The following is an 18,327-nucleotide window of genomic DNA, read 5'->3' as shown; positions in this document are numbered from 1 at the left end:
AATCTCAGAAGCGATACGTGCCAGTCAGGCTCAGGATATCGCCGGTATCAACGAAATAACCGTTGATCGAGCTTGCACCAAGAATCGGCTGATTGGTCATATGCACCTGTGCGTTGTTGACGAACTCGTGCTGATAGCCGACATCGAAGCTGAGTTTTTCACTGACCTTGTATCCCACGCCGAAGCCAAGCAGTTTGCGATCGGCATCTGGCACACGAGGATCACGGTCGGTGGCGTTGGTCGGGGTTTCGTCAAAGCCAACGCCTGCATGCAAGGTCCATGCATCGTTGAGTTTGTAGTCGCCACCGACGGCATACATCATGCTGTTCTTGAAATGTTCCGGCAGCGCGAAAATTGTCTGGCCCTTCGATGTCAGCACGAGGTCCTGGAAGCTGGACCATTGCGTCCATTTGATGGTGCCGGCGATGGACAGTCGATCGGTGAATACGTGCAACCAGTCTGTGCTGGCAAAGGCCGGTGTATCGAATACGGCGCTGACTGGGCCGCCATTCGGATTGATCGATGGCAACGCCGGATCGAGCAACGGCGCTTCGGCCAGTAACTGTTTGCCGGCAGCACTTCCGTAAAGATTGTAGGAACCGCTCAGCGTCTGATCGATGCGCGAGTGATAACTCATGCCGAACGTATCGCGGTCGGTGGGTTTGTAGACCAAGCCGCCGAGATAACCGAAGGAAAACTTCCGTCGTGCATTGACGTTGAGTTGCACGTCCGCCTGCTGCGGTGGGAGCGGAATACCAAACAACGCTTGTGCTGCACCGTAAGCATCGGCCACGGTATCGAGCGAGGCCTTGGTGTACTGACCGAGTACTCCCAGGCCGAGCGAAAATTGATCGTTGACCTTGAAGCTCGCCGAGAAACTCAAGTTAGCCGTTTCAAGGTAGGTTTCGGTGCCGAAGTAGCGGCCGCGCCACGACGAGTTGTATTGGCTTTCCAGCCCGAACGGCACGGTGAGTGCGCCGCCTAGCGTAAGACGATCGTTCACTGGCAACGCCCATGCGAAGTTCGGAAACGGAACGAACTTGCCAAAGCCGTTGGGATTGCCGCCGGTGGTCGGATTGCCGTCTACGTCTTCGGTCTGTCCGTGAAAAACGGCGCTGGGCCGGATCTGGATGCCGGTGAGCTGAAACATCGGGCCGGTAAAAAACGCCATCGCTGCGGGATTGTTGTAGGCAGCCGTGGGATCGTCCGGAAAAAGCGAGCCGCCTGCATCGGCACGCGCCCAGCCTGCGGCATTGTCAGTCGGTAATTGGAATGCACCGGCATGGGCGATAACAGGCAATGTCAGCGCGGTAAGCAAAGCCACGGCAAGCGAACCATGGCGGACCATGGGGCGAAGAGTCATGTTCGTTTTCCTTATAGGCGGTGAGCGCGAACTACGAAAAATTCCTAGACGCTAAGCGTCTGATGGACTCCCCAGTCCAGGAATCGTTTCGCTGATGCTCAAGATATCACTAAAGCTGCCAATGACCTCAAACACTTAGCTGCGATTTTTCAGACCTGAAAGCGTTATGGCCTTTGCGTGCTAACGCTCTATCGTTTTGATCGATATTCCCATGCGAACTCACATTGCTAATCGACTAATGCGTTGGTTCTTTTCTGTGCATTCGATTGCATTGCATCAAACATCGGCATACGGATTTTATGCCGCAATGTTGGTGTGTCATGCCGATACCATGTTGCGCGCGCATCAAAAAAATCATTGGGTGATGTAATCGTTTGCGTGTGTCGTTGCCGACATGTGCAACGTGAGTGCGCGAAAAAAACGAAACATTTTGCGCCTACATCAGAATGTGATCTGTTTCATGCTGCTGTCATATTTCGATCATGTGAAGTGCATGATAGAAATGAACACGGGGAGAAAAGAGCGACCCAGAGCACACAAGAGTCGCGAAAGTGTCATCGCTGCCATGCAACGGGGGAACGTGGCAGCACGTAAGACAAGCAATCAGCAAGACACGTTTTGGATTTGCGTTTGGTGCATCGTGGCTCTGCCATGTCGCCGCTTGTTTTGGGACGCATCACAGATCTGCGAACACCACTTCTTACAAATACTCCTTGGGGAGAAACACACGTGAGATTTGGATCCGTACGTCATGGCGGCCATCGTGCTGCCAAGTTTGTGTTGACCGTTTTAGCCATGAGTGTGGCGTCGATGTATGCCAACAGCAGTCATGCCGGCACGCTCGGCATGCTGTCGAAGCCGCAAATTACGCAATCGCCGAACAATAATGATCGCACCATGCTTGCGGGCAATACATCGCCTTTTGCAACGGCCAGCAACGATCAGGGTCGCGTTGCCGACACGACCACGATGGATCACATGTTGCTGCAACTGAAGCGCCCTGCAGATCGTGAGCAGGCGCTGCAGGCACTGATGCAGCAGCAGGTCACGAAGGGTTCGCCGAACTATCATCAATGGCTGACCAATGCCCAGCTCGGTGCGGAATACGGTCCGTCGCAGATGGACGTCGATGCGATTACCAGTTGGCTGACCGCACAGGGTTTCACCGTCAATCGCGTGTACGGCAACGGCATGACGATCGACTTCTCCGGTACGGCCGGGCAGGTGCGTCAGGCGTTCGCCACCGAAATCCACCATCTGAACGTGAAGGGCGAAAGCCACATCGGCAACATGAGCGATCCGCAGATTCCGGCGGCATTCGCAGGTGTGGTCGATGGCGTGGTGTCGCTCAACGACTTCCGTCCGCACACCAACAAGAAGGAGCATGTGGATTACACGTTCACCGAAAGCGGTTCCACCTTTCAAGCGGTGACGCCGGCGGACTTGGCGAAGATCTACAATCTGACCTCCGTGTTCAACGCGGGTGTCACCGGCACCGGCGAAACGATTGCGTTGATCGAAGACACCAACGTGTATTCGACCAGTGACATCACCACTTTCCGCTCGACCTTCGGCCTGCCGACCGCCACCTTCAGCCAGGTTCATCCGGAAAGCTGCACCAACCCGGGTGACGTTGTCGGTAACGACGGCGAAGCCGAGCTGGACGTGGAGTACGCGGGCGCTGCTGCACCGGGTGCGACACTCGAACTCGTGTCGTGCAAAGACACGTCGACCACGTTTGGTGGCCTGATCGCGATGGAAGATCTGCTTGAAGCAGGTTCTGCGCCGACGATCTGGAGTGTGAGCTACGGTGAGTGCGAAGCGGAAAACGGCGCCACGCAGAATGCGGCCTACAGCTCGACGTACGAGAGTGCGGCGGCGGAAGGTATCTCGGTGTTCGTCTCTTCGGGTGACGAAGGCGCGGCCAGCTGCGATGCGGACCAGGCCAATGCAACGCACGGCATCGCGGTAAGCGGTTTTGCTTCCACACCGTACAACGTGGCGGTGGGTGGTACCGACTTCGGCGATACCTATGCCGGCACCAACAGCACGTACTGGAGCTCGACCAACAGCTCGACCTACGAGTCGGCACTGTCGTACATCAATGAAATTCCGTGGAACGACTCCTGCGCGGGCGTACTGCTGTCCTCGAAAGAAGGCTACAGCACGCCCTACGGCTCGACTGGCTTCTGCAATAGCAGCACCGGTAAAGCGGACTTCCTGACGACGGGTTCCGGCAGCGGTGGCCCCAGCGGTTGTGCGACCGGCAAAGCCAGCACCAGCGGTGTCGTCAGCGGCACGTGTGCGGGCTGGCCCAAGCCGTCGTGGCAGTCTGGTCTGGTCGGCAATCCGTCTGACGGCGTGCGCGATATCCCGGACGTCTCGCTGTTCGCGGCGAATGGTCTGTGGGGTCACTACTACGTCTACTGCTATAGCAACTCCAGCACCGCCGGCAAAAACGACGGATCCGAGCCTTGCACGGGCGCTCCAAGCGGCTGGTCCGGCGCAGGTGGCACGTCGTTCGCTTCGCCGATCATGGCCGGTATCCAGGCACTGGTTGATCAGCACAACGGCTTCACCACCGGCGCAGGCAATCCGGACTCTGTGTACTACTCCCTGGCTAACACGGAGTACGGCGCATCCGGCAGCAGCACCTGCAACTCCAGCAACGGCAACGCTGTGGGTACGTCGTGCATCTTCTACGACATCACCCAGGGCGATATGGATGTGAACTGCACCGGCACGCACAGCTGCTACAAGCCCTCGGGCACGTACGGTGTGCTGTCGACGTCCACGTCCGCCTATGACAAGGCCTATGGCACGGGCACGGGTTGGGATTTCGCCACCGGTATCGGCTCGGTGAACGCCTACAACCTGGTCTATGCGTCGGCTTGGTAAGTATTAGTCGTTAACGATGTTGTAGTTCCTTCCAGCGCCTCCTGAGCAATCAGGAGGCGTCTTTTTTCAACCTGGAAAAGTGTCTGGACGATCTATTTTTGTGATGCAGGATGTGCGGTGAACACGTCGCTGCCAAAGGGCTGCAACGAGTCGGCGGCGGCATAACCGAGATGCTTCACGCCAAAGATGTCTTCGAGCGTGCGCAACAAGCTGTAGTGGTTATACGGCGTCGTGGACGTTGTGCCAGGTTTGATGAAAGGCGACAGCAACACTGCGCCGATTTGTCCGCCGCCCGGACCAAACTGTCCGGGTTGCGGGCCGCCCGGTAGCGGCTGCTCATTGCAGCAGGCCGTACCATCGGTACCTTCGTCGAAGGTGACGATCAGCAGGCCGTCTTTCTTGAACGCGGGCGAGTTGAGAATGCGCGGCACCCACGTCTTCAGAAATGCGTTGGCGGAAATCAGGCCGCCTGGATCGCCGTTCTTGCACGGTGCATCGTGCCCATCGTTGCAAAGGTTTGGCGTGATGTAAGCGAAATTGGGAGTTGTTGCAACGTGGGCCAGATCGTTCGTCAGCGCATTCAAGTTGACGACGTGCGTGTCGCAGTAAGACTTGTCGTCGATGATCGAGTGAAAGTAGACGAACGGATTGTGCTTGGCGGCGTACTGGTCGTTCGGTGTCGCGTGACGCGTTGGATCATCTGCACCAATAGCAACATGTCCGCATGTGGCGGCTTCACGTGAAGGATCCGCACCCATGTCTTCCATGTACGCTTTCCAGGTTAAACCCGCCGCGCTGAGCTGATTGGGAAGCGTGTCGACATGTTTCGGATAAATGCAGCCGATGCCCGGTAGTTGGCCATTCGCGTCGGGCTTCGCCGCGGACGGCACAAATTCGCTGAAGGTCGTGCAGTCGTCCTGCGTGGCCGGGTTGGGTGCCTGGCCGCTGATCATCGCGATGTAATTGTCCAGGCTGTTGTGGCCGATGCCGTAGAAATTGGGGAGCAGCGCGCCTTGCTTGGGCAGGTCGTTAGCCAGATACGGTGCCAGCGAGTTCTGGCCGAACGTCACCGCGTAGGACTCGTTCTCCAGCATGATGATGAAAACATGGCGCACTGGCGGCATGGGGGATGCCGCATTCTTTGCCGCGAGGCAGGCGGTGGAGGTGCCCAGCACGGCGATCAGTGTGGCGAGGCTGGCAAGCTTTCGCATGAACACACGGTGCATGCCGAAGCCAGACGATGCGTAACGAAACATCTGCAAGTTCCTTGATGGATGCAGCGAAGCACCGCTGCTACTGACAGCCTGTCTGCATAAGCAGGCAGGCAACAAGGCTATTGCAGCGCCAAGACGCGACAGTATCAAGTCGCGCTGGTGTCAGAGCGCTTCTATCAAGCGCGTCCGTAGACGTCGTCGAAGCGGACGATGTCGTCTTCGCCGAGGTAGCTGCCGGATTGCACCTCGATCAGCTCGAGCGGCATCTTGCCCGGATTGCGCAGGCGGTGAACGCTGCCGAGCGGGATGTACGTGCTCTGATTTTCACCGAGCAGGAATACATTCTCGTCGCAGGTGACTTCCGCAGTACCGGACACCACGATCCAGTGCTCCGCACGATGATGATGCTTTTGCAGGCTCAGGCTCGCGCCGGGCTTGACGACAATGCGCTTGACCTGGAACCGGCCGCCCGCTTCGAGCGAGTCGTAGCTGCCCCACGGGCGATGAACCACACGATGGAAGGAGTGTTCGGTGCGGCCGGATGCTTTCAGCTGATCGACCACTTTCTTCACGTCCTGCGCCGCATTGCGATGTGCGACCAGCGTGGCATCGGGCGTGCTGACGATGACCAGATCTTCCACGCCGACGGTGGCGATCATGTGGCGGTCGTGCGAACGCAAAAGCGAATTGCGCGTGTCGATCGCCATCGTGTCGCCTTCGCGCTGATTGCCCTGCGCGTCGTGCTCGCCGGACATCCACAGCGCCGACCACGAGCCGATATCGCTCCACGCGCAATCGACCGGAATCACCGCAGCGTGGGACGTTTTTTCCATTACCGCGTAATCGATCGAGTTATCCGGAACCTTGGCGAAGGCATCGCCATCCACGCGCACGAAATCCAGATCCTTGTGACCGGTTGCGTAGGCTTGGCGTACCGCGGCAAGCATGGCGGGTGCGTGCGTTCCCAGTTCTTCCAGATAACGCGATGCCTTGAACAGGAACATGCCGGAGTTCCAGTCGTAGCCGCCGTCTTTCAGATACGACTCGGCCGTGGACAAATCCGGCTTCTCGACAAACTTTCCAACGCGATAGGCATTGTCGCCGATCGATTCGGCACGCCGGATGTAGCCAAAGCCTGTTTCCGGACGGTCTGGGTGAATGCCGAACGTCACCAGCCAGCCTTGTTTTGCCGCGGGTAACGCTTGCCTCACCGCGTCGGTGAAGCTTTTCGTGTCGCCGATCAGATGATCGGCGGGCAGCACGAGCAGCAGCGCATCGGCGTCTTGCTCCATGGCCTTCAGCGCGCCGAGCGCAATCGCCGGAGCTGTGTTGCGAGCCACCGGCTCAAGCACGATGCTGGCGCCTGTGACGCCGCTTTCCAGCAACTGGTCGGCAGCCAGAAAGCGATGATCCTCACTGGCCACCACAATGGGTGCCCGCACATCGGGCAGGCGCTGCGTGCGCGCCACGGTTTGCTGGAAGAGGGTGCCGTCGCCGCTCAGCGACAGGAACTGCTTTGGCAGGTTCCGGCGAGACACGGGCCATAGGCGCGTGCCGCTGCCGCCGCTAAGGATCAAAGGAATCAACATGATTCAGCGAGCCTGGTTGGAAAGGGTTTCGATCACTTCGTTAAGGCCATCCTGCCAGTCCGGCAGAGCATAACCAAATCGCTGCTGGAATCCCGTATTGTCCAGCACCGACCAGGGGGGACGCTTGGCTGGTGTAGGGAATTCTGCCGTCGTGATGGGCAGGACGCGCGGAACGCGTTCGATCAATCCGCGGGCATGGGCTTTCTGGAAAATGGCGCTGGCAAAGCCGTGCCAGCTGGTATGGCCGCTGGCGACGAGATGATGGACGCCACGCATCGTAGTGCGCTGAGAGGCATCGGCTTGTTGCCAGGCGGTGATGGCGGCGAGCGTGGCGCGAACGATCAGATCGGTGCTGGTAGGCGCGCCTTGCTGATCGGCAACCACACGCAGCTCGTCGCGGTCCGCGCCCAATCGCAACATCGTGCGCAAGAAATTCTGACCGTGTGCGGCGTAAACCCATGCCGTGCGCAGCACGAAGTAATCGCAGCCGCTCGCTTCCAGTGCGCGCTCGCCCGCGAGCTTGCTACGACCGTATGCACCAAGTGGGCCGGTCGATGCATTGACCGGATAAGGATACGTCGCGCTACCGTCGAAAACGTAATCGGTGGAGTAGTGCACCACCAACGCATGGTTGGTGGCAGCCCAGTTGGCGAGCACGCCGACGGCTTCACCGTTGACGCGCGTGGCCAGATCTTCTTCCTGCTCGGCGCGATCCACCGCCGTATAAGCGGCGGCGTTGACGATGATGCCGGGACGCAGTTTGTCCAACAGTGTCGTCAATGTTTCCGGTGCAGAGAGATCGGCCACTTCAGCCGCGCCACCATCGACACGCTTACCGTCGCGGCTCGCGGCGGTGACGTCACCCAGTGCAGACAAGCCACCTTGTTCGAGAAAACTGCGGCCAAGCTGACCGTTCGCGCCAAGCAGGAGAATATTCATTCGGCAAACACAGGCAGTCGGTCCGCAGGAATGTCGGCGAGCAGCGGTGCCTTGAGATCTTTCTCGGAAAGCTGTGGCGCACTGATCGGCCAATCGATGCCGAGGCTCGCATCGTTCCAGAGCACGCTCGCGTCGGCCTTGGCGTCGTAAAGCGCCGAGCACTGATACGAGAACGTGGCGTTGTCGGAAAGCACACAAAAGCCGTGTGCAAAACCTTCCGGTATCCAGAAATGACGGTGATTCTCCGCAGTAAGCATCACGCCGGCCCATTGACCGAACGTGGGCGAGCCGCGACGGATATCGACGGCAACGTCGTAGACCTCACCCTCAAGCACACTGACCAGTTTGCCTTGCGGGTTGGGCCACTGATAATGCAGTCCGCGCAATACGCCTTTGCTCGAACGCGAGACATTGCTCTGAACGAAATCAGCCGTGATGCCGGCCGCGACATACTTGGCCTTGTTATAGCTTTCGTAAAAGAAGCCGCGTGCATCGCCAAACACTTGGGGTTCGATGACGACCGCGCCAGGGAGTGAGGTCTGGACGATTTTCATCCCACGTGTCCTTGTTCGATCAGATTGAGCAGGTATTGGCCGTAACCGGTTTTGGCCAGCGGCGCGGCAAGTCGCTTCACCTGCTCGGCATCGATCCAGCCATTGATGTACGCAATCTCTTCAGGGCAGCACACTTTCAGGCCCTGACGGTTTTCGATGGTCTCGATGTAATTGCCGGCTTCCATTAACGATTCGTGCGTGCCGGTATCGAGCCATGCGTAACCGCGGCCGAGTTGTTCCAGATGCAGCGAGCCGTCTTCGAGATAACGACGGTTGAGATCCGTGATCTCCAATTCGCCGCGTGGCGACGGCTTCAGATCGGCTGCGAAATCGCAGACGCGCGAATCGTAGAAGTACAGACCCGTCACCGCGTAGTGCGATTTGGGTTTGGACGGCTTTTCTTCCAGCCCTACAACACGCCCGCTGGCGTCGAATTCAGCGACACCGTAACGCTCCGGATCGCGGACCCAATAACCGAACACCGTGGCACCATGATCGCGCGAATCCGCCCGCTTCAGACGCTCGGTAAGACCCACGCCGTAGAAAATGTTGTCACCCAGCACCAGACAGCTTGGATCGCTGCCGATGAAATCGCGGCCGATGACAAACGCCTGCGCCAACCCATCCGGAGAAGGCTGCACGGCGTACTGGATATTGATGCCCCACTGCGATCCGTCACCCAGCAGGCGCTGAAAGAGCGCTTGCTCATGCGGCGTGTTGATCACCAGCACATCTTTGATGCCCGCGAGCATCAGCATCGACAGCGGATAAAAAATCATCGGCTTGTCGTAGACCGGCAACAGCTGTTTGCTGACGGCCTGGGTGATGGGATAAAGACGCGTGCCGGAACCGCCGGCGAGAATGATGCCCTTGCGCTTGCTCATACGCCCAGCCGCTCCATCCGGTAGCTGCCATCGAGTACACGTTGTACCCAGGGTTGATGAGTGAGATACCACTCTACCGTTTGCTTTATTCCGCTTTCGAACGACTGCGATGGCTGCCAGCCGAGCTCGCGCTGCAATTTGCTGGAGTCGATCGCATAGCGGCGATCGTGACCGGGGCGATCTTTCACGTGGGTAATCAACGATTCCCGTGCGCGGCCATCGGGAAGCGGATGGTGCGCGTCCAGCAGTGCGCAAATGGTCTTCACCACAGTGATGTTGGTGCGTTCGGCGTTACCGCCCACGTTATAGGTTTCGCTCACCTTGCCCGCGTCGAGCACGCGGCGAATGGCGGAGCAATGATCGCCCACGAACAACCAGTCGCGAATGTTCATGCCATCGCCGTATACCGGCAGCGACTCGCCAGCGAGTGCTTTCTGGATGACCAGCGGAATCAGTTTTTCAGGGAACTGATACGGACCGTAGTTGTTCGAGCAGTTGGTGGTGAGCGTTGGCAAGCCATACGTGTGATGGAACGCGCGCACCAGGTGATCGGAGGCTGCCTTGGAGGCCGAGTACGGCGAGTTGGGCGCATAAGGCGTCGTTTCGGTGAACTTGCCTTCTGCGCCGAGCGAGCCGTAAACCTCATCGGTCGAAACGTGCAGAAAGCGGAATTCGTCTTTCGCTTTGCCTTCCAGCTCGCGCCAGTAGTCGCGAGTGGATTCCAGCAGACCCAGGGTGCCCACCACGTTCGTATGGATGAACGCCGCGGGGCCGTCGATCGAACGATCGACGTGGGATTCGGCGGCAAAGTTCACTACGGCGCTCGGCTTGTGTTCGGCCAGCAAACGGGTGATCAGGTTGCGGTCGCCGATATCGCCTTGCACGAAAACGTGACGGTCGTTATCTGCCAAGGGCTCCAGCGTGTCGAGGTTGCCCGCGTAGGTGAGCATGTCCAGATTCACTACGCGCAAGCCATCCGCCACAGCTTGAAGCACGAAGTTGGCGCCAATAAAACCGGCTCCGCCGGTAACGAGCAAAGTTTTCATCTGACCCTCCGAGGTGGCCGCACATTTTGTCATAGAGCGGGTTTCGTCGGACTGCCCTGTGAAGCACAGGGCTAGAGCGCATTCATATCTGTGTAGTCGGACGCCGGAGTATGGTTGTTCATCTGGCCCTGGCAGCTCCATCTCCCGTAAGTGGGGGAGCTAGATTTACCCGTCAAAAAACTAGGCTTTCGGTGCGCAGAGGCGACTATCGGCGGCGGTCTGGGATCGAGTCATGGAGACGCTGCGCCGAGCAGTAAGCCTTTGGCGGTTTGCGCCGTTTATTTCAGCTGTTCAGCGTGAAACGGTAATATGGCTCGTTTGTTACCGATTTCCATGGCAAGACGGGGCCGCCAATACCATGAAAAAGTCCAAGAAGAACAATCCGCTAGGTTTGGGAACCCGCGCCATTCACGCCGGCCAGCATCCTGATCCGAGCACCGGCGCCATCATGACGCCCATCTACGCCACCTCCACCTACGTGCAGGAGAGCCCGGGCAAGCACAAAGGCTACGAGTACTCGCGAACGCAAAATCCTACGCGAATGGCGTATGAGCGCTGCGTAGCAGACCTGGAGGGCGGCGCCGCCGGTTTCGCCTTCGCATCGGGCCTGGCCGCGGCGGCGACGGTGCTGGATATGCTTGATTCCGGTAGCCACGTCATCGCTATGGACGACCTCTACGGTGGCAGCTACCGGCTATTCGAACGAGTGCGCCGACGTTCGGCTGGGCTGGATTTCAGCTTCATCGACCTTAACGACGGCGACGCGCTCAAAGCGGCCTTGAAGCCCAATACGCGCATGATCTGGGCCGAGACACCGACCAATCCGATGCTGAAGCTGGTGGATCTGTCCAAGGTCGCCCGCTTCGCCAAAAAGCACGGCTTGATCCTGGTGGTCGACAACACGTTCTGCTCTCCCATGCTGCAGCGCCCGCTGGAACACGGGGCTGATCTAGTGCTGCACTCGGCAACCAAATATTTAAATGGTCACTCCGACATGGTGGGCGGCATTGTGGTCGCAGGCACCCGCGAACTGGCCGAGCAGATGGGCTTTCTGCAGAACTCCGTCGGCGCTGTGGGCGGTCCGTTTGATGCATTCCTTGCCATGCGCGGACTCAAGACCCTGCATCTGCGCATGAAGGCGCATTGCGAAGGAGCGTCGGACCTGGCGCGCTGGCTGGAAAAGCACCCCGCCGTAGAAAAGGTGATTTACCCGGGCCTTAAGAGCCATCCCCAGCATGCATTGGCCAAGCGGCAGATGGACGGTTTCGGCGGGATCATTAGCGTAGAAATCAAGGGCGGTTTGAAAAAGGCTCGGCGCATGTTGGAACGTTGCGAGCTCTTTGCGCTGGCTGAATCGCTTGGTGGAGTAGAGAGCTTGATAGAGCATCCCGCGATCATGACGCACGCTTCCGTGCCCGCAGCCAATCGCAAGCGGTTAGGCATTAGCGATGGCCTGGTAAGGCTGTCGGTGGGAGTAGAGGATATTCTGGATTTGCAGCGTGAACTGTCAGTTGCATTGTCCAATTAGTTTGGTGTCTGCAGAGCATCGATGAAGTCTGTGTTGGTCCATGCTGGTCGCGCGTACGGTACGTACAAGGGCAAGTAGATGCGCCAACTTTTCAATCGGTGCCGTGAATTGCACGTTCGGGAGAAAGTAAATTGAGTAAATCCACTCAGGGTGGCCGGAGTGACGTCACGGAACTGCAAGAGCGCAGGAGATGGGAGTGGCCATTTGCGTCTTTGACCCGGCATAAATCGTTGGTGTGGGAGCTCAGTAAGCGTGAAGTTCTGGGGCGATATCGCGGTGCCAGCTTCGGGTTGGCATGGTCGGTAATTAGCCCGTTTCTGATGTTGGGTGTTTATGCTTTTGCTTTTGGCGAGGTGTTGAAGAGTCGTTGGCCGCAAAGTGCTGGAGGCAACCATTCTTACGCAGTCATTTTATTCGTGGGCTTGATTGTGCATGGATTTTTTTCGGAGTGCATAACTCGTGCTGCCACACTGATTGTGGCCAATCCCAACTTCGTCAAGCGAGTAGTTTTCCCGCTGGATATTCTTCCTTGGCCAATGATCTTTTCAGCAATTTTCCATGCGCTGATCAATACATGTGTATTGGCCTTGTTGATGCTTGCTACTGAGCAAAGGTTGCACGCGACCATTGTGATAGTGCCCATCATTTTCATACCGTTGATGCTTGTGACCCTTGGCGTCTCGTGGTTTTTGGCATCCCTTGGTGTGTATCTCAGGGATATAAGTCAGGTCATGCCGGTTCTGGCTACGGCCTTACTCTTTCTGTCCTCGGCCATCGTTCCAGTGAATATTCTGCCGAACGCTTTGCAGAGGTTGTTTTACTTGAATCCACTGACGTTCTTCATCGATCAGGCGCGTACGGTTGCTTTGGTTGGAGCGATGCCCGATTGGTCCGAGCTTGCCCTGGCGACTGCGATTGGTTTTTTTGTCGCTTGGCTAGGTCATGCATGGTTTATGGCCACGCAAAGGGGCTTCGCCGATGTCCTCTGAACTGATCGTTGAGGCTAAAGGGGTTGCAAAGGTATTCCCCATTTATGACAAGCCTCACTATCGTCTGATGCAGATGATCTTTGGCGGAAGCAAATGGCATCGTGAGTTCTGCGCGCTTTCCGACGTTAACTTTTCCATCCGACGCGGCGAAACAGTGGGAATCGTCGGCCGCAATGGTTCCGGAAAGTCCACATTGCTGCAAATTCTCTGTGGCACGCTTGCGCCAACATTCGGCGACGTGCATGTACGAGGCAGGGTTGCTGCGCTACTGGAGTTGGGAGCAGGTTTTAATCCGGAGTTCACTGGCCTTGAAAACGTTTATCTCAATGGCACCGTGCTGGGATTGACGCGCGCTCAGATTACGGAGCGCCTGGACAAAATTCTTGCCTTTGCTGAAATTGGGGAATTTATAGACCGGCCAGTAAAAACGTACTCCAGCGGCATGTATGTGCGTTTGGCATTTGCGGTCGCCATTCACGTCGAGCCCGACTTACTGGTAGTGGACGAGGCTTTATCTGTGGGCGATGAAGCGTTCCAGCGGAAGTGTTTTGCGCGAATAGACAAATTGCGCGATGCCGGGTGCACCGTTCTGTTCGTCTCACATTCCGCAGGCATTGTGGTGGAGCTTTGCGATCGTGCGATCCTTTTGGATCGAGGTGAAGTTCTTGCAGATGGGTTACCTAAGGCGGTCATTTCCCGATATCAGCGAATGCTTTATGCGCCAGAGGAGCGGGCTATGGAGCTCCGCTTGGCTATGCGGCAAGAATATAAGGGCGGCGCTCCTGCGCTCACGGTAACTAGCGCCACGAGCAATGCGCCTGAACCATCTCAGGTAAAGAAACACGATGTAATCGAGGCGTATTACGACGAAAATCTGAAGTCGCAGAGTGAAGTCATATACTCGAGCCAGGGAGCTGTGATCCATGACCCTCATCTGGAGACCATGGATGGACGGCGAGTCAACGTTCTAAATGCTGGTGAGCGCTACTTTTACGTTTATCAGGTCAAGTTTGAACAGACCATAGTAGGCGTGCGGTTTGGCATGATGATCAAGTCTATTACGGGCATAGAAATTGCCGGCGCCGTCAGTGCGGCTAGTCAAAATGCGATCGAAATAGTTGATGCCGGTAAAACGTACTCTTTGCGCTACGGTTTTGATTGTGATCTGGCCGGAGGCGCTTACTTCATGAATGCTGGAGTGCTGGGGCGTATCGGTGAGGAGGAAACTTACCTTGATCGCCGAATCGACGTGCTGATGTTCAAGGTGATGGCTTCATCCGATCGTTTGTCGACCGGCTGGGTAAATCTAGTCGATGGTGTGACGCTTGAGGCACTTGAAGGAACTTGATAACCATGAATGCGTCATCTAAATCCAGTCGTCTCTGTGTTCTGGTGCTCGGTATGCATCGCAGCGGCACCTCGGCCATGACGCGATGCTTGAACTTGCTGGGCATGGATCTTGGTTCGCATCTGCTCAGCCCTGAAAACATGAATGCGAAGGGGTTCTGGGAACACGCGGATGCGGTTCGAATCAACGATCAGCTTCTGCATTCCATGAAGACTTTTTGGCACAGCCTGGAACCTTTACCACAAGATTGGCTAAAGAGCAGTGCCGCACAGGAAGCAAGAGCGAATATCAAGGCGCTCATTAAGCGCGATTTTTCCGATGTGCCTCTCTGGGGAATCAAGGATCCGCGTTTGTGTCGCCTGGCGCCTTTGTGGCTGGACGTGCTACATGAACTGGATATACCGGTGGCAACCGTATTTGTGACTCGGTCACCCATAGAAGTGGCCGCGTCGCTTGAGCGCGTTCATCATTTCAGTCGTTCCTTCGGTGTTGTGTCGTGGATGCAGCATTTGGCAGAAGCAGAAGTTGCGACGCGCGACACACCTCGTTACATGGTTGCCTATGACCAGCTTTTGCGAGATCCGGTGTCCACGTTGACGCGTTTAGGGGATGCGCTGGGTATTCACTGGTCGGTTCCGATCATTGAGCGGAAAGATGCACTCAGCTCATTTCTTGACGACGGGCTTCGCACTCAGAAGCAGGACACGGCAAACGAAAGTCTTCCTTCATTGCCTCGGCGGATGGTTGAGACTGTGGATCAGATCATCTCGTCAGGCAATTCATCGGAGAGCTGGAAAAAATTATCCAATTTGGCTGATGAAGTTGTCGACTTCAGTGAGCTGCTGGGTAGCTTGGAGCAGGTGGAGAAGTCCGGAGGGTCACCTAAATCGAAAAGCAGTGCGCGGCTCTATTATGCTCAAGAAGGGCAGCCTTTTGATGAGACGCGTCAGTCTCGTATGGAGCTAACGGAAGGGGGGCGGTGCCAGCTTGATTTTCCGCTTCTCAATTACAGCCATTCGGAAACTTTTAGTACACGGTATCGACTGGATCCTGTGGATAGTGCGGCTCACTGCGTCATCCATTCGCTTGTTCTTCTGGATGATGACAGTCAGGTTATTTGGAATTTTTCTCAGGGGAAGCATTTCTCGCTCATTGGTTTTACTAAATATGAAGCCGATTTAATTGAGAAGAGGTTCGTCCGTACCGACAGCGACCCGCAGGTGCTTTTCACTTGGCCTGAAGACATTCTTCGCCGAGGGCGTGTTCTGCGACTGGATATCGAATTGCTTTCCACATTGGACATCGTCGATGAGCTGATCGCTAAAAACTCGTCGTTGAGCGAACAATTGGCCGAATCTAATAGCCAATGCAAGAAACTTGTCGATGCCAATGATGATGCCAGTGGGCAGCTGGCCACGATGGCAATGGAGCTCAAGCGGGTTGAATACGAGAATGTAGTCAAGGATTTGACGCGTGCTAGGGAGCGGCTTGAGCTGACTACGCATTTTCAGAACGATATTCAGCGAAGCGAAGAGCGTTCGTCTGCAGATTTACAGAAGACACGGGTGGAACATGCAAAGTCGCTGCAGGAGATCGAAAGTCTGACGACGGCCCTGCAACAGCAGAAGTTGCAGATCGAAGAACTGCAACGAAGTATCGGTTTTAGAATTTTGCGGCGACTTCGTATAAGAAAATGACGCACTTATGGCGAAGGCAGCTGCGTTTTTCGGAAGCGTTAGTCAATTAAAATGGTTCGGTTAATGCGTGCTCAACGACGACTCGTTTCATCATGGGGGTGACGCATCAGTTGTGCATTGATCGCAAATACACACGCGGGCTACGCGGTTTTGAAGCACGCTGGCCAAGATTGAGAAAATGAATCAGAGAATTAGCTTATTAAAAAAACTTCGCGCGCTGCAATCAGCCGGGCGAAGAAGCTACTACCAGGCCAGAGCCGATGGTCTGAGCAGGTGGCAAATCATGGTTCGCGTCTTGCGAAACGTGATGCGGGGTCCGCGTTTTTTTTCCCGCCGTGTCATGGCATTCGACCAGGCAAAGCTGGCCGCAAATCCAAGTGGTACGCCAATTCAGAAAGGGCTCGATGGCTTCGAGGCTTATCGCTCTTGGACTGTTACGCAGGAGCCGAGGGTCGCGTTGCGCGAACACGGCGAGTTAATCAGTGTATTAATGCCGACATGCGAAACTCCGCAGGAGTTTCTGCGTGAGGCGATTGCTAGTGTGCGTGCTCAAAGTTACTCTAATTGGGAACTGTGCATTTATGATGATGCATCAAGCGCGCAGCACGTACATGATATCTTGCAAGAGGAAGCCGCGGCCGACCCTCGGATAATCGTCATGAAAGGGGGGGCGCGTGGAGGAATTTCTGCAGCCTCTAATGAGGCTCTCAAGATTGCGCGGGGGAAGTTCGTCGTGTTGCTGGATCACGATGATTTGCTGCATCCGGATGCGTTGGCGGCAGTAATGGCCGCTATGGATGGCGACAAAACCGACATTATCTACTCGGATCATGACTGTATCGATGAGAGCAGTCGTCGGAAATTTCCTTTTTTTAAGCCCGACTGGAGTCCGGACCTATTTTTGTCGCAAATGTACTTAGGGCATTTGGTGGCTATCCGGCGCGACCTTATACATGAAGTCGGTCTTTTTGACTCATCGATGGATGGTGCGCAGGACTACGATTTGATACTTAGGTGTATCGCTGGTGGTGCCGAAGTGCACCATATTTCGAGAGTGCTTTATCACTGGCGACAGCATGCTGGCTCGACGGCAGGTAATGCGGACTCGAAGCCTTACGCGCATCATGCGGGTCGCGCGGCATTGCAAAGATACCTCGACAAAGTGTATCCGGGGGCGATCGCGCGCGATGGAGTCAACAGCTTTTGCTACGACGTGCGTTACCCGGTACCGCAAGACAGCCGCGGGATAGACTCCAGCATAATCATTCCAACGCGAGATGGTTTGGATTTGCTGCGTACGTGCATAAGTAGCCTTAAAAAGGTGACAGATGCCGCGCGCTATGAGTTGATCGTTGTGGACAACGGGTCGAAGGAGATCGCCACGTTGAGATGGCTGGAGGACATGGCTGGAAGTGGGGTCATTAAACTCATTCGTGCCGACGTTCCTTTCAACTGGTCTTATCTAAATAACCTCGCGGCTGAACAGGCGAGGGGTGATGTGCTCGTTTTTTTGAATAATGACATCGAAATTATTGACCCAGAGTGGTTAAGTCGATTGGTGGAGCACGCCCTGCGCACAGATGTCGGAGTTTGCGGCCCACTTTTACTTTATGGTGACATGACTATTCAGCACGCAGGTGTCGTGCTGGGGCTGGGTGGATGGGCTGATCATGTCTTCAAGGGTATGCAGCCTTTGCACATACAGAGTAACTACGTCTCTCCGATCATGCGGCGCAACGTGCTGGCGGTTACTGGCGCATGCATGGCAATTGAGGCAAAGAAATTCGACGCGCTTGGAGGTTTTGATGAAAGCTTTCAAGTGTGCGGCAGCGATGTTGAGCTTTGCCTGCGCGCTTATCGGCGTGGACTGTTGAATGTTTATGTTCCGGAAGCGAGGCTCATACATCACGAGTCGAAGACGAGAGATCCTCGAGATATCCCCGCCGGAGATTTTGAACAATCTGAGCGTGCTTATGCGCCTTTTAGGACAGAAGGCGACCCTTATTACAATGAAAACCTCGACTATCTGAGTTGTGTTCCTCAATTGAGGAAACAGCATTGAATACGCTCTGTGTTTTTGCGTGGGTCTTTCCTATGACATTGGCGGAGGCGATATACGCTCGGGGGCACGGCGCGACGGCGATTTTTAATTCAGCTGCAGCCTTAACAGCATGTCACTCGTGCCAGTGCTCGGGAGAAATGCGTGAGTGATTTGCTGAGACGCACGGCTCGCTATGCTGCGAGACATCTGACCCGGTTTGCCGATCGGCAGGTAGAC

General features: G+C 56.1%; 13 protein-coding genes. 6 read left to right on the top strand and 7 right to left on the bottom strand.

Going from position 1 to position 18,327, the window contains the following annotated elements; all coding sequences use genetic code 11:
• Positions 1–4: 4 nt before the first annotated feature.
• The gene (locus EKH79_RS09675) at positions 5–1,363 is read right to left on the bottom strand and encodes an OmpP1/FadL family transporter (protein WP_126673578.1); all 1,359 of its coding nucleotides are present in this window, start codon (positions 1,361–1,363) and stop codon (positions 5–7) included.
• Positions 1,364–2,092: 729 nt separating this feature from the next.
• Here EKH79_RS09675 and EKH79_RS09670 point away from each other — a divergent pair.
• On the top strand, positions 2,093–4,261 hold the full coding sequence (locus tag EKH79_RS09670; RefSeq protein ID WP_158621221.1) for a S53 family peptidase: 2,169 nt from the start codon (positions 2,093–2,095) through the stop codon (positions 4,259–4,261).
• Positions 4,262–4,353: 92 nt separating this feature from the next.
• Here the strand turns inward: EKH79_RS09670 and EKH79_RS09665 are convergent, their stop codons facing one another.
• From EKH79_RS09665 to rfbB, 6 genes are all read right to left on the bottom strand, one after another.
• A complete protein-coding gene (locus EKH79_RS09665) occupies positions 4,354–5,517 on the bottom strand; it encodes an alkaline phosphatase family protein (RefSeq protein WP_233590257.1) in 1,164 nt (387 codons plus the stop codon).
• Between the two features lie 134 nt (positions 5,518–5,651).
• On the bottom strand, positions 5,652–7,064 hold the full coding sequence (locus EKH79_RS09660; RefSeq protein WP_126673576.1) for a mannose-1-phosphate guanylyltransferase/mannose-6-phosphate isomerase: 1,413 nt from the start codon (positions 7,062–7,064) through the stop codon (positions 5,652–5,654).
• Between the two features lie 3 nt (positions 7,065–7,067).
• Positions 7,068–8,003 carry a dTDP-4-dehydrorhamnose reductase gene (gene rfbD, locus EKH79_RS09655; protein WP_126673575.1) on the bottom strand — a complete coding sequence of 312 codons (936 nt, stop codon included), beginning with the start codon at positions 8,001–8,003 and terminating at the stop codon, positions 7,068–7,070.
• Positions 8,000–8,557, bottom strand: a complete 558-nt coding sequence (rfbC, locus tag EKH79_RS09650) for a dTDP-4-dehydrorhamnose 3,5-epimerase (protein ID WP_126673574.1) — start codon at positions 8,555–8,557, stop codon at positions 8,000–8,002. Before rfbC ends, rfbD begins: the two co-directional genes overlap by 4 nt.
• On the bottom strand, positions 8,554–9,441 hold the full coding sequence (gene rfbA / locus EKH79_RS09645; protein ID WP_126673573.1) for a glucose-1-phosphate thymidylyltransferase RfbA: 888 nt from the start codon (positions 9,439–9,441) through the stop codon (positions 8,554–8,556). Before rfbA ends, rfbC begins: the two co-directional genes overlap by 4 nt.
• Positions 9,438–10,487 (bottom strand): dTDP-glucose 4,6-dehydratase, encoded by a 1,050-nt coding sequence (gene rfbB / locus EKH79_RS09640; protein WP_126673572.1) that lies wholly within the window; start codon positions 10,485–10,487, stop codon positions 9,438–9,440. Before rfbB ends, rfbA begins: the two co-directional genes overlap by 4 nt.
• Before the next feature lie 358 nt (positions 10,488–10,845).
• On the opposite strand from rfbB, the gene EKH79_RS09635 reads away from it, so the two are divergent.
• The 5 genes from EKH79_RS09635 (at position 10,846) to EKH79_RS09615 (ending at position 18,111) form a co-directional block, all read left to right on the top strand.
• A complete protein-coding gene (locus tag EKH79_RS09635; protein WP_126673870.1) occupies positions 10,846–12,015 on the top strand; it encodes a trans-sulfuration enzyme family protein in 1,170 nt (389 codons plus the stop codon).
• 131 nt (positions 12,016–12,146) lie between these two features.
• Positions 12,147–13,004: an ABC transporter permease gene (locus EKH79_RS09630; protein ID WP_325050592.1), complete on the top strand. Its 858-nt coding sequence runs from the start codon at positions 12,147–12,149 to the stop codon at positions 13,002–13,004.
• Positions 12,994–14,352: an ABC transporter ATP-binding protein gene (locus tag EKH79_RS09625; protein ID WP_199754213.1), complete on the top strand. Its 1,359-nt coding sequence runs from the start codon at positions 12,994–12,996 to the stop codon at positions 14,350–14,352. Before EKH79_RS09630 ends, EKH79_RS09625 begins: the two co-directional genes overlap by 11 nt.
• A 5-nt stretch (positions 14,353–14,357) precedes the next feature.
• The gene (locus tag EKH79_RS09620; protein ID WP_126673571.1) at positions 14,358–16,049 is read left to right on the top strand and encodes a hypothetical protein; all 1,692 of its coding nucleotides are present in this window, start codon (positions 14,358–14,360) and stop codon (positions 16,047–16,049) included.
• Between the two features lie 178 nt (positions 16,050–16,227).
• Positions 16,228–18,111: a glycosyltransferase family 2 protein gene (locus tag EKH79_RS09615; protein ID WP_233590256.1), complete on the top strand. Its 1,884-nt coding sequence runs from the start codon at positions 16,228–16,230 to the stop codon at positions 18,109–18,111.
• Positions 18,112–18,327 lie beyond the last annotated feature (216 nt).

It is taken from the genome of Dyella dinghuensis (assembly GCF_003977615.1).
Taxonomy (GTDB): Bacteria; Pseudomonadota; Gammaproteobacteria; order Xanthomonadales; family Rhodanobacteraceae; genus Dyella_B; species Dyella_B dinghuensis.
Note: the sequence above shows the minus strand (reverse complement) of the source record. Positions and strands in the feature narration are given on the sequence as shown.